The sequence below is a fragment of the Streptomyces sp. NPDC002044 genome, assembly GCF_040296725.1.
GTDB lineage: Bacteria > Actinomycetota > Actinomycetes > Streptomycetales > Streptomycetaceae > Streptomyces > Streptomyces antarcticus.
Window position 1 is genome coordinate 1 of sequence record NZ_JBEOXU010000157.1, and the last position, 13,126, is coordinate 13,126.

Genomic DNA, 13,126 nt, shown 5'->3' on the forward strand with positions numbered 1-13,126 from the left:
CCCCCCTGCTGAAGACCAACTTCTTCGACCAGGGCGAGCAGGACGTCCTGACGATCAAGCAGGAGCTCCCCCCGGCGCCCGCGCCGGGCAGCGCGTCGGGCGCGAAGGGGGCGACGACCAGGGCGTCCCGCCCGGCGGCGTACGCGACCGCCTCCGTGAGCACCGCGTCACCGGCCGGCAGCGCCGAGGCGACGTACACCACCCCGGCGCCCTCGTCGGCGGCGGTGCGGATCGCCGCGGCCAGCGACTCCGGTGTGACGGCGCCCCGCTCGTCGGTGCCCCGTACCGCCAGGAGGCTCGCCGCGGGCGCCACACCCACCGCGCCCACCCCGGGGAGCGGCGCCCCGGCGATCAGTCCGGCGGCGAAGCTGCCGTGGCCCACGCAGTCCACCCCCGCCGGGCCGATGGGGCGGACCCGGCCGGCCAGCGCCGGAACCCCGGCTCCCACACCGGTGCCGACCACCGCGACGGTCACCCCCGCGCCCGCGGAGACCCGCCGGGCGCGGGCCAGACCGAGCGCCCGTACCGGCCAGGGCTCCACCTCGGCGACCTGGCCCGAGGCCGCCGCGCAGGGTTCGCCCGGTTCCAGCACGGTGCGGACCACGGGCAGTGCGACCGGATCGGAGTCCGCCAGCGCGGGCACCGGCCAGGCGGCGCAGAGCAGCAGCGCGGCCAGTGCGGCCGCCGACGCCGGTACACGGGAGGGCGCGTGTCTCATGACGCGCATCCTAGGGCGTGGCAACGCGGCGTCCAGCGGCGGACATTCGGCCCGCATCCGCCGGACGCGGCGTGAACTGCCCTGTTCCACCTGGTAGATCACGCCGTCCCTCACGTAGCCTGCAAGCGGTGCGCCACGACGCCCCCGTGGGGGGCGGAGACGGCGCCGGAGCGAGGAGGACCAGCGTGTCACGGCAGTTGCTCACCGTCAGCCCGGAGGAACCGCAGGGGTTCCGGACCATCGGTGAGGCCTTGGCACAGGCCCGCACCGGAGCGGTGATCCGGGTACGCCCGGGCCGCTACCCGGAGAACCTGACGGTCCGCAACCGGGTCACCATCGTCGCCGACGGCGAGCGCGGCAGCGTCGAGATCTGCCCCCGCCGCGGCAGCGCCCTCTCCCTGGTCGCCGACGCCGTGATGCTGAGCGACCTCACCCTGCGCGGCGGCTCGGAGGACGTACCGGTGGTGGACGCCGTGCGCGGCCAGGTCGCCATGGAAGGCTGCACGGTCGTCGGCTCCGGCTGGACGGCCCTGCTGGCCCGCGAGTCCGGGTCGCTCGCCATGCGGGACTGCCGGGTCAGCAACCCCGTCGGGGCGGGCGTGGTGGACACCGCGCCGACCGGGACCGTGGTGTCCGGGTGCGTCATCGAGAACCTGGGCACCTCGGGCGTCGTCATCGGCGAGCAGGCCCGCACCACCGTGCGCGACTGCCGCATCCGGGACGCCCGGGGCAACGGGGTGCTCGCCAACGGCGAGGCGCAGGGGCTGGTGGAGGACTGCGAGATCACCGGTACCGAGAAGCCCGCCCTGGCGCTGGAGGGCAGCAGCGCCACCCGCGTGCTGCGGACCCGGATCCACGGCGCGGCCGTGGGCGTGTACGTGACCAGCGATTCCCGCCCGGTGCTGGAGGAGGTCACGGTCAGCGACACCGCGGGCCCGGGCATCGTGGTGGCTTCCGGCGCCGCCCCGGAACTGGTGCGCTGCCGCACCTCGCGGACCAAGGGCAACGGCCTCGCCGTCACCGAGCGGTCCCGTGGCGTGTACCGGGAGTGCGAGTTCGACGCGGCCGGCGGTCCGGCGATCCGGGTCATCGGCTCCAGCGCCCCCGCGCTGACCGACACCACCGTGCGGGACTGCGCCGACCCCCAGGGCGCCGTGGTGCTGGACGACCACTCGGTGGCCGAGTTCGACCGCCTGCACGTCGTGGACGCGGCCGGTACCGGGATCCTGATCCGCGGCGGCGGCAACCCGCTGCTGCGGCACGCCCGCGTCACCGCGGCCCGCGGCCACGGCGTGGAGGTCGTGGACGACGGCCGCGGACGGCTGGAGCACTGCGAGATCGACGGCGCCGGGGCGTGCGGGGTGCGGATCGCCGCGGGCGGCAACCCGCACCTGCGGGACAGTGCCGTGCGCGGCGCGGCGGACGCGGGCATCCGGGTCGGCGCGGACGGGCTGGGCACCGTACGGGACTGCCGGGTGCACGCCTCCGGCGCCTCCGGCATCGGGGTGGACAAGGGCGGCGAACTGTCGCTCCTGCGTACGGAGATCACCGACTCGGGCGCGCACGGCGTGATGGCCTCCGACGGCGCCCGGCTCGCGCTGGACTCCTGTCTGGCCGGCGGCAGCCTCGGCGACGGCATACGGGTGGACAGCGCCGAGCCGGTCACCGCGACCGGCTGCTCGGTGCGCGACAACCGGGGTGCGGGCCTGAAGCAGACCCGCGCCGGCGACCGGCTCACCGTCGAGAACCTGACCAGCGCGGGCAACGGCGCGCCCGACGCGTGGGGCGCCGGCGGCCCCGGGGACGCGCGCGGCCCGGCCCGCGCCGCTCCGCGGGGTCCGCTGGAGGAGCTGGAGTCGCTGATCGGCCTCGGCGACGTGAAGCACCAGGTACGGACCCTGGTCAACCTCAACCAGCTCGCGCAGCGCCGGGCCCGGCTGGGCATGCCGATGCCGCCGATGAGCCGCCACCTGGTGTTCTCCGGGCCGCCCGGCACCGGCAAGACCACCGTGGCCCGGCTGTACGGCGGCATCCTCACCGAGCTGGGCGTGCTGCGCTCCGGCCATCTGGTGGAGGTCTCCCGGGCCGATCTGGTCGCGCAGGTCATCGGCGGTACGGCGATCAAGACCACCGAGGCGTTCAAGGAGGCCCTCGGCGGGGTGCTGTTCCTGGACGAGGCGTACACCCTGCTGTCCGACGGCAAGGGCGGGGGCGCCGACTTCGGCCGGGAGGCCATCGACACGCTGCTCAAGCTCATGGAGGACCACCGCGACGAGGTGGTGGTCATCGCGGCCGGCTACACCGACGAGATGGCCGCCTTCCTGGACTCCAACCCCGGGCTGGCGTCCCGGTTCACCCGCACCATCGACTTCGCGAACTACTCGGTGGAGGAGCTGGTCACCATCACCGAGCGGATGTGCGAGGGCCACCACTACACCTTGGACCCGAGCACCCTGGACGCCCTGGCGGGCCACTACGGCCGGATGGAGCGGGGCGCGGCCTTCGGCAACGGCCGTGCGGCACGGCGGGTGTTCGAGGAGATGGTGGACCGGCAGGCGTTCCGGCTGGGCTCGATGCGGGACCCGGCCGAGAGCGATCTGTCGCTGCTGCTGCCCGAGGACGTGGCCGTCGACCAGGGCGACGCCGAGCGGGGCGCCGGCAGCTCCGAGGAACTGCTCGGCCGGCTGGAGGGGATGATCGGTCTCTCCGCGGTGAAGCGCGCGGTGACCGACCAGGTGCACCTGCTCGCCACCGCCCGGCAGCGGCGGGCCGCCGGACTGCCCGCACCGAGGATCAGCCAGCACCTGGTGTTCTCCGGCCCTCCCGGCACCGGCAAGACCACCGTCGCCCGGCTGTACGCGGACATCCTGCACTCCCTCGGTGTGCTCCCGAAGGGCCAGTTGGTGGAGGTGGCCCGCGCCGACCTCGTCGGCCGGTACGTCGGCCACACCGCGCAGCTCACCAAGGAGGTCTTCGAACGCGCCCTGGGCGGTGTGCTGTTCATCGACGAGGCGTACACGCTCACCCCGGAGGGATCGCCGTCGGACTTCGGCCGGGAGGCGGTGGAGACGCTGCTCAAGCTGATGGAGGACCACCGCGACGAGATCGTGGTCATCGCCGCCGGGTACACCGTCGAAATGCGCCGTTTCCTGGACTCCAACCCCGGGTTGACCTCGCGCTTCACCCGCACGGTCGAGTTCGAGGACTACACCGCCGAGGAGCTGGTGGGGATCATCACCGCGCAGGCGGCCGACTCGGGGTACGACTGCCCGCCGCCCACCGTGGAGGCGCTGCACGCGTACGTGGCGGCGCTGCCGCGCGACCGCACCTTCGGCAACGCCCGGACGGGCCGCCGCCTGGTGGAGGAGATGATGACGCAACAGGCCCGCCGCCTGGGCTCGTTCGCGGCCCCCGGCCTGGAGGACCTGCGGCTGCTGCTGCCGGAGGACCTGCCGGGAACCCGGCGGACCCGGGTCTGACCGCGCCGCGACACCCCCGCGGGCCGAGCCGCCGCGGGCCCGCGCCCGGGAACCTCCCGGGGGGCGGGTTCCGGGGCGGACGCCGCGCGGCTCCGCTACTGCCAGTCGTCCCAGGGCGCCGGCTCGTCCAGGTCGTACGGCGGCTCCTCCTCGTCCGGAGCCTGCGCCACCGCCACCGGCGCGGCCGCCGCGGCGGCGCGACCGGCCGGGGCCGACGGCTCGGCATCCGGCGCGGCGGGGGCGGGCCCGGGGGTGGCGCACTGCGCCAGGGTGTCCAGGACGCCTTGGGCGTACTTGGTGAGCTTGGCCTCGCCGACCCCGCCGATGGTGCCCAGTTCCTCCGCCGTGCCGGGGAGCAGCGTCGCGATCTCCCGCAGCGTCGCGTCGTGGAAGACGACGTACGCCGGTACTCCCTGCTCGCGCGCCGTCGCGGCCCGCCAGGAGCGGAGGGCCAGGAAGACCGGCTCGGCCTCGGCGGGCAGGTCGACCGGTACGCGGGCGGCCTTCCCGGAGCGTGATCCGGACTCCTTCCGGGACGGCGCGGCGGGCGCCTTCTCCTTGCGCATCTGGACGGTGCGGCGGCCTCCCAGCACCTCCGCGCTGTCCTCCGTGAGCACCAGGGTCCCGTAGTCGCCCTCCACCGCCAGCAGCCGCTGAGCCAGGAGCTGGCGCACGACCCCGCGCCACTCCGCGGTGCTCAGGTCCGCCCCGATGCCGAACACGGAGAGCCCGTCGTGGTCGAACTGGATGACCTTGGCGGTCTTCTTCCCCTGGAGGATGTCGACGATCTGGCCGGCGCCGAACTTCTGGCGCCGTTCCTTCGCCAGCCTCCACACCGTGGACAGCAGTTTCTGCGCCGCGACCGTCCCGTCCCAGGACTCGGCGGGCGCCAGACACGTGTCGCAGTTGCCGCACGGCTCGCCCGACTGCCCGAAGTAGGCGAGCAACCGCGTCCGGCGGCAGTCGACCGTCTCGCACAGCGCGAGCATGGCGTCCAGGTGCATGCCGAGCGAACGCCGGCGGGCGTCGTCGCCCTCGGAGCCCTCGATGAGCTTGCGCTGCTGGACCACGTCCTGCAGCCCGTAGGCCAGCCACGCCGTGGCCGGCTCGCCGTCGCGGCCCGCGCGGCCGGTCTCCTGGTAGTAGCCCTCGACCGACTTCGGCAGGTCGAGATGGGCCACGAAGCGGACGTCCGGCTTGTCGATGCCCATGCCGAAGGCGATCGTGGCGACCACCACGACCCCGTCCTCCCGCAGGAAGCGCGCCTGGTTCGCCGCTCGCGCGCGGGAGTCCATTCCGGCGTGGTAGGCGACGGCGTCGATGCCCTGCTCCACCAGGAAGGCCGCCGTCTTCTCCACCGAGGCCCGCGAGAGGCAGTAGACGACTCCGGCGTCCCCGTCGTGCTCGGTGCGGATCAGCTCCAGCACCTGCTTGAGCGGGTTGTTCTTCGGAGCGATGCGGTACTGGATGTTCGGACGGTCGAAACTGGCGACGAAGTGCCGGGCGTCCTCCAGGCCGAGCCGCGTCACGATCTCCGCGTGGGTGGCCTCGGTGGCCGTCGCGGTGAGCGCGATCCTCGGCACCTTCGGCCAGCGCTCGTGCAGCATGGACAGGGCGAGGTAGTCGGGCCGGAAGTCGTGGCCCCACTGGGCGACGCAGTGCGCCTCGTCGATCGCGAAGAGCGACACCTTGCCCCGGTCGAGCAGCCGCTGCGCGCTCTCGGTGCGCAGCCGCTCGGGAGCCAGGTAGAGCAGGTCCAGCTCGTCGGCGAGGAAGGCCCGCTCCACGGCCTGCCGCTCGTACGGGTCCTGCGTCGAGTTGAGGAATCCGGCCCGCACCCCGAGGGCGGTGAGCGCGTTCACCTGGTCCTGCATCAGCGCGATGAGCGGCGAGATCACGATGCCCGTGCCGTCCCTGACGAGCGCCGGGATCTGGTAGCAGAGCGACTTCCCGCCGCCGGTCGGCATGAGCACGAGGGCGTCGCCGCCGCCGACGACCTGCTCGATGATCTCCTGCTGCTCACCGCGGAAGGAGCTGTATCCGAAGACGCGGTGCAGCACCTGCAGAGCATCGGAGGTATCGGGGGAAGCGTCCGGAAGGGCCATTCTCGAAGCCTAACGGCACCCGCCGACACCCCGGCGCCGCACGCCGGAACCTGTGGACGACGGGACCGACCCGCGGCCGGCCCGCCCGGCCGCGCGGCCGCGGGACCCCGCCGTCGTGACCCGGCGGGCACGACCTCACCGGACGATCTCACGGTTTCACGCCAACTCTCCTGCACTCAGGGCGAGTTCGTGACGCTCTGACCTATGTTCTACGGGCCATGCCCGCCCGTTCCAGGAGGTCAGATTGCAGTCCAGGCGCTCCCCCGCCTTCATCCGCGCGTTACGGCGCTCCCATCTGCTCGTGGCCTTCGGCCTCGGCTCCCTGCTGATCGGGGCGACACCGTGGCTCGGCGTCGCGAGCCAGGCCGCGGCAGGCCGCGCCGCGGCGCCCCGGCCCGTCCCCGCGCCCTTCGAGCGGCAGCCGGCGTCGCAGTCACCGCACCACGGCATCGCCCCGGCGAACGCCATGGAGCCGACGGCTCCCCTGCTCGACCGGACCGGGTGGACGGCTACGGCGAGCGACGAGGAGACCACCGGCGAGAACGGCCGCGCCGCCCACGTCCTCGACGGTGACGCCACCACGATCTGGCACAGCAAGTGGAGCGGCTCCCCCGCTCCCCTGCCCCACGGCATCACCCTCGACATGCACCGCACGGCGGTCGTCTCCGCCCTGGTCTACCGCCCCCGGGCGAACGGGGCCAACGGACGCGTCGGCGAGTACGCCCTCAGCGTCAGCGCGGACGGCCAGAGCTGGGGTGCCCCGGTCGCCACCGGCACCCTCGCCGACGACGGCAGCACCAAGACCCTCGGCTTCGCCCCGCAGGGTGCCCGCTTCGTCCGGCTGACGGCCCTCACCGAGGCCGGCGCCCGCGGGCCCTGGACCTCCGCGGCCGAGATCAACCTGCTGGGCGACCCCGGCACCCCGGCCGCCACCGTCGACCTGGCCCGGACCGGGTGGACGGCCACGGCCAGCGACGAGGAGACCACCGGCGAGAACGGCCGCGCCGCCCGCGTCCTGGACGGTGACGCCACCACGATCTGGCACAGCAGGTGGAGCGGCACCGCGGCTCCCCTGCCCCACAGCATCACCCTCGACATGCACCGCACGACCGCGGTGTCCGCGCTCGTCTACCACCCCCGGCCGGACGGGCCCAACGGCCGGGCCGGCACGTACGCCGTCAGCACCAGTACCGACGGCTCCGCTTTCGGCGCGCCGGTCGCCTCGGGAACCTGGCGGGACGACGACACGGTCAAGACCGCCACCTTCACCCGCGCCGAGACCGCCCGCTTCGTCCGCCTGACGGTGACCACCGAGGCCGGCGGACGCGGCCCGTGGACCTCCGCCGGGGAGATACGCCTGAGCGGGCCGGCCAGCCCCGCCGCCCACGGCGCCTGGGACCGGATCACCGGCTTCCCGCTGGTTCCCGTCGCCACCGCCGCCCTGCCCGGCGACAAGCTGCTGGCCTGGTCGGCGTACGCGGTCGACCGCTTCGGCGGCAGCAACGGCTACACGCAGACCGCGATCCTGGACCTGAAGACCGGCAAGGTCACCCAGCGCCGCATCGACAACACCGGCCACGACATGTTCTGTCCCGGCATAGCCATGCTGGCCGACGGCCGCGTCCTGGTCACCGGCGGCAGCAACGCGGAGAAGGCCAGCATCTACGACCCGGCCACCGACCAGTGGTCCTCCACCACGAGCATGAACATCGCCCGCGGCTACCAGGCGATGACGCTCCTCTCCACCGGTGAAGCCTTCGTCCTGGGCGGATCCTGGAGCGGCGCCGCGGGCGACAAGGCCGGCGAGGTCTGGTCTCCCGACACCCGTACCTGGCGGACGCTGCCGGGCGTCCCCGCCTCCCCGGCGCTGACGGCCGACCCGGCCGGGCCCTACCGCGCCGACAACCACATGTGGCTGTACGCCACTTCGGCGGGCAAGGTGCTCCAGTTCGGCCCGAGCAAGCAGATGAACCTGATCACGACCAGCGGCGCGGGCAGCATCACCGGCGCCGGTCCGCGCGCCGACAGCCCCGACGCGATGACGGGCAACGGCGTCGCCTACGACATCGGCAAACTGCTCACCCTGGGCGGCTCCCCCGCCTACGAGAAGACCCCCGCCACCCCGCGCGCCTACACCGTGAGCGTCACGGGCGGCGGCCAGGTCCAGTCCGCCCGTACCGGGGACATGGAGCACGCCCGCGGGTTCAGCAACAGCGTCGTCCTGCCCGACGGCAAGGTGGCCGTCTTCGGCGGACAGTCCTTCCCGGTGCCGTTCAGCGACGCGACCTCGGTCCTGACCCCCGAACTGTGGGACCCGTCGACCGGCGCCTTCACCCCGCTCGCCACCATGGCCGTACCGCGCAACTACCACAGCGTGGCCAACCTGTTGCCGGACGGACGGATCTTCTCCGGCGGCGGCGGCCTGTGCGGCGACTGCGCGACCAACCACCCGGACGGGGCCGTCTTCACCCCGCCGTACCTGCTGAACGCGGACGGCTCGCCGAAGCCGCGGCCGGTGATCACCGGCGGCGTGCCCTCGCGGGCCGCTCCGGGGACGTCGCTCGCGGTGAGCACCCAGGGGCCGGTGGCTTCGTTCGTCCTCATGCGGGCCGCGGCCGCCACCCACTCCACCGACAACGACCAGCGGCGGGTCCCGCTGGTGTCCGCCGCGACGGGACCGGGGGCGTACACCGTGTCCCTTCCCGCCGACCCGGGCGTGGTCCTGCCGGGGACCTACATGCTCTTCGCCCTCGACGCCCAGGGGGTCCCGAGCACCGCACGGTTCATCACCGTCTCCTGACCCGCGCCGGTGCCCGGCCCTGAACGGCCGGACACCGCCCTCCGGACCCGGGTCCTCCGTCAGCCGGGCCCCGGGTCCGGGCCCGGCAGCGGGTCCGGGCCCGGCGGCGAAGGCCCGTCGGCCGTGCGCGAGCGGCTCACGCACGGCGGGACCGGGCGCGGCCCTCCACACCAGGGCGGGCAGCGCCGGCGCGTCGGCGTCGTCGAGCCGGTCGGAGGTGTCCTCCGGCAGCGAGAGCCGCTACGTCGAGTCGACCCGCGCGACCCGGCAGCTCGTCGTCCTGACGAGCCCCCGACACCGGCCGGCGCCGCGGCGGCTACGCGCAGGCCGGGCACAGCCCGCGATAGGTGACCTCGGCCCCGGACACGGTGAAGCCGAACCGCCCCTCGGCCGGCAGGTCGGCCAGCGGGTCGCCCGTCGGGCGGACGTCGCGGATGAGCCCGCAGCGCGAACACACGAGGTGCTCGTGCGGGTGGTGCGCGTTGGGGTCGTAGCGCTTCGCGCGGCCGTCGGTGGAGACCTCCGCGACCTCCCCGAGGGAGACCAGCTCGCCCAGCGCGTTGTAGACGGTCGCCCGGGAGATCTCCGGCAGCCGCAGCACCGCGAGCGCGTGCACCTCGTCCGCCGTGAGGTGGACGTGGTCGCCTTCCAGGACCTCCGCAACGACACGTCGCTGAGCCGTCATCCGCCAGCCACGCCCCCGCAGTCGCTCCAGCAGGTCACTCATGTCGGCTCACCCATTCAGGTTCGGCTGGATCCCGGAGTTCACGGTGCGCGTCCGGGATCCGATGGACTATGGGATTGGTGTCCTTCTTGACTTGGATTCTGTCCATTGTAGGATCGGTTCCGTAGATAGCCAAGGGGCAGGAAGAGTCCGGAGCGGCGGGAGTCAGCGCCGTGAAGGACCACCACCGAGGAGCCGCACGACGCCGGAACGGCGTCCCGGCTCCTCCACCGCACGCACTTCCTGAGCACCGTGATCCGCCTGGTCCGGAAGGATTCCCATGTCTGAGAACCATGATGCAATCGTCGTAGACGCGAAGACGGAGGGCGGAGGTGGCTGCCCGGTCGCGCACGAGCGCGCCCCGCACCCGACGCAGGGGGGCGGCAACCGGCAGTGGTGGCCCGAGCGGCTCAACCTGAAGATCCTCGCGAAGAACCCCGCCGTGGCCAATCCCCTCGGCGAGGAGTTCGACTACGCCGCGGCGTTCAAGACCCTCGACCTCCCCGCGGTGAAGCAGGACATCGCCGAGGTGCTGACGACCTCGCAGGACTGGTGGCCGGCCGACTTCGGCCACTACGGCCCGTTCATGATCCGGATGGCCTGGCACAGCGCGGGCACCTACCGCATCAGTGACGGCCGCGGTGGCGCCGGAGCCGGACAGCAGCGCTTCGCGCCCCTCAACAGCTGGCCGGACAACGGCAACCTCGACAAGGCCCGCCGCCTGCTGTGGCCGGTCAAGAAGAAGTACGGCCAGAGCCTCTCGTGGGCCGACCTCATGATCCTCACCGGCAACGTGGCGCTCGAGCAGATGGGCTTCGAGACCTTCGGCTTCGCCGGCGGCCGCGCGGACGTCTGGGAGCCCGACGAGGACGTCTACTGGGGCCCGGAGACCACCTGGCTCGACGACGAGCGCTACACCGGGGACCGTGACCTGGAGAGCCCCCTCGGCGCGGTCCAGATGGGCCTCATCTACGTCAACCCCGAGGGCCCCAACGGCACCCCGGACCCGCTCGCCGCGGCCCGCGACATCCGCGAGACGTTCCGCCGGATGGCGATGAACGACGAGGAGACCGTCGCTCTGATCGCGGGCGGCCACACCTTCGGCAAGACCCACGGCGCGGGCCCCGCGGACCACGTCGGCGACGACCCCGAGGCCGCACCGATCGAGCAGCAGGGCTTCGGCTGGAAGAACACGTACGGCACCGGCAAGGGCGCCGACGCGATCACCAGCGGTCTCGAGGGCATCTGGACGAACACGCCGATCACCTGGGACAACAGCTTCTTCGACATCCTCTTCGGCTACGAGTGGGAGCTGTTCAAGAGCCCCGCCGGCGCGCACCAGTGGCGGCCGAAGGACGGCGCCGGAGCGGGCACCGTACCCGACGCCCACGACCCGGCCCGGACGCACGCGCCGACGATGCTGACGACCGACCTCTCGCTCCGGATCGACCCGGCCTACGAGCAGATCTCGCGTCGCTTCCACGAGAACCCGGCCGCGTTCGCCGACGCCTTCGCGCGCGCCTGGTTCAAGCTGACCCACCGCGACATGGGCCCGGTCGTCCGCTACCTCGGCCCCGAGGTCCCGGCCGAGACGCTGCTGTGGCAGGACCCGCTCCCCGCGGTGACGCACGAGCTCGTCACCGACGCGGACGTCGCCGCCCTCAAGCAGCAGGTCCTCGACTCGGACCTGTCGGTGTCCCAGCTCGTGTCCGCCGCCTGGGCCTCGGCCTCGTCCTTCCGCGGCAGCGACAAGCGCGGCGGCGCCAACGGCGCCCGTGTGCGCCTGCAGCCGCAGAGCGGCTGGGAGGTCAACGAGCCCGACCGCCTCGCGGCGGTGCTGCGCACGCTGGAGGGGATCCAGGAGTCCTTCAACAGCGCCCAGACGGGCGGCAAGCGGATCACGCTCGCCGACCTGATCGTGCTCGCCGGCGGCGCCGCCGTCGAGCGGGCCGCCAAGGAGGCCGGGTTCGACGTACGGGTCCCGTTCACGGCGGGCCGCGCGGACGCCACCCAGGAGCAGACCGACGTGGAGTCCTTCGCCGCGCTCGAGCCGACCGCCGACGGGTTCCGCAACTACCTCGGGAAGGGCAACCGGCTGCCGGCCGAGTACCTGCTGCTCGACCGGGCGAACCTGCTGACCCTGAGCGCCCCCGAGCTGACGGTCCTCGTGGGCGGTCTGCGCGTCCTGGGCGCCAACCACCATCAGACGGCCCACGGCGCGTTCACCACGACGCCCGGAACGCTGACGAACGACTTCTTCGTCAACCTGCTGGACCTGGGCACGACGTGGACGGCGACGTCCGAGGACGCGAACACCTTCGAGGGACGCGACTCGGCCACGAACGAGGTCAAGTGGACCGGCACCCGCGCCGACCTCGTCTTCGGATCCAACTCGGAGCTGCGCGCGGTCGCGGAGGTCTACGCGGGCGACGACGCGAAGGAGAAGTTCGTGAAGGACTTCGTCGCCGCCTGGGACAAGGTCATGAACCTGGACCGGTTCGACCTCGTCTGACCCCGGCAGCCGGGTCGTGATCACGACGCCCGGGCCCGGCCCGTCGGGCCGCGGCCCGGGCGTCCGCCGTCGCGGCCGGGCGGGCCGCCCACCGGGGCGGACGGCCCGTCGGCTCAGGCGGCCGGCTGGGGTCGGGTCGTGCCGGGGAGGCAGGCCACCGCCTGGTTGTAGGTCTCGTACACGCCCTTCGGGTTCGCCTTCCAGAGCCACAGGTGCAGGGCGTAGTGGACGGGCTGGCCGGGGAAGTTGCCGCGCTGCGGCCCCTTGAACGCGCGGCCGAACATCGTGGGGCGGTCGTCGTCCGTGGCCGTGTTCTGGTCCCGGTCGTAGACCAGCCACTGGACTCCCACGAGGCGCTTGCCGCCTCGTCCGTCGTCCTCGTAGTACAGGGCGGCGGGCTTCGCCGGGTCCACGGAGTTGTCGTACGCGTGATTGAAGTGCGGGTAGCCGAGCGCGCCGGGGCCCGTCCGGTTCGCGACGCAGTACGTGTCCGGGACGTATCCGGCCTTCACCCCGTTCGCGTGGATCTGGTACGGGGCGGTCGCGCGGTAGGTGACGCCGCGTTCGACGGCGGCTCTGCCCCGCTCCGCCCCGGTGGGGCCGGACGCGGCGGCGGGAACGGCGACGGCCAGCGCGAGCGCGGCGGCCGTCGTGAGGACCAGGGCGGGACGTCGGGCCATGCGCGGTCTCCTCTGGGCGGTGGGCTGCACGCACAGCCCCTTCCCCGGCCACGGGGAGCCGTCACCGCGGCGGACCGTACGGCCGTCGGCCGGTCGGCCGAAGGCGGG

Annotated in this window: 7 protein-coding genes; 3 read left to right on the forward strand and 4 right to left on the reverse strand. The window is 73.5% G+C overall.

The genetic code is table 11. The annotated features are described in order from the left end of the window. Window positions 1–718, reverse strand: a 718-nt coding sequence (locus ABT106_RS27230) for a S8 family serine peptidase (RefSeq protein ID WP_351282344.1), incomplete at its 3' end; no start/stop codon positions are given. Window positions 719–903: 185 nt separating this feature from the next. On the opposite strand from ABT106_RS27230, the gene ABT106_RS27235 reads away from it, so the two are divergent. Further along, on the forward strand, window positions 904–4,197 hold the full coding sequence (locus tag ABT106_RS27235) for a right-handed parallel beta-helix repeat-containing protein (RefSeq protein ID WP_351282346.1): 3,294 nt from the start codon (window positions 904–906) through the stop codon (window positions 4,195–4,197). Between the two features lie 95 nt (window positions 4,198–4,292). On the opposite strand, the gene recQ is transcribed toward ABT106_RS27235, so the two are convergent. Continuing rightward, entirely contained in the window at window positions 4,293–6,302 is a 2,010-nt protein-coding gene (gene recQ, locus ABT106_RS27240) for a DNA helicase RecQ (RefSeq protein WP_351282348.1), read from the reverse strand. Between the two features lie 244 nt (window positions 6,303–6,546). Here recQ and ABT106_RS27245 point away from each other — a divergent pair, with 244 nt between their 5' ends. Then, a complete protein-coding gene (locus ABT106_RS27245) occupies window positions 6,547–9,102 on the forward strand; it encodes a galactose oxidase family protein (RefSeq protein WP_351282351.1) in 2,556 nt (851 codons plus the stop codon). A gap of 316 nt (window positions 9,103–9,418) precedes the next feature. On the opposite strand, the gene ABT106_RS27250 is transcribed toward ABT106_RS27245, so the two are convergent. Beyond that, window positions 9,419–9,829 (reverse strand): Fur family transcriptional regulator, encoded by a 411-nt coding sequence (locus tag ABT106_RS27250; protein ID WP_351282353.1) that lies wholly within the window; start codon window positions 9,827–9,829, stop codon window positions 9,419–9,421. 277 nt (window positions 9,830–10,106) lie between these two features. Here ABT106_RS27250 and katG point away from each other — a divergent pair, with 277 nt between their 5' ends. Next, the gene (gene katG / locus ABT106_RS27255) at window positions 10,107–12,338 is read left to right on the forward strand and encodes a catalase/peroxidase HPI (RefSeq protein ID WP_351282356.1); all 2,232 of its coding nucleotides are present in this window, start codon (window positions 10,107–10,109) and stop codon (window positions 12,336–12,338) included. A 113-nt stretch (window positions 12,339–12,451) separates the two neighbouring features. Here the strand turns inward: katG and ABT106_RS27260 are convergent, their stop codons facing one another. Further along, complete coding sequence (locus tag ABT106_RS27260; protein WP_351282359.1) at window positions 12,452–13,018, reverse strand: hypothetical protein; 567 nt, start codon at window positions 13,016–13,018, stop codon at window positions 12,452–12,454. Window positions 13,019–13,126: the final 108 nt, after the last annotated feature.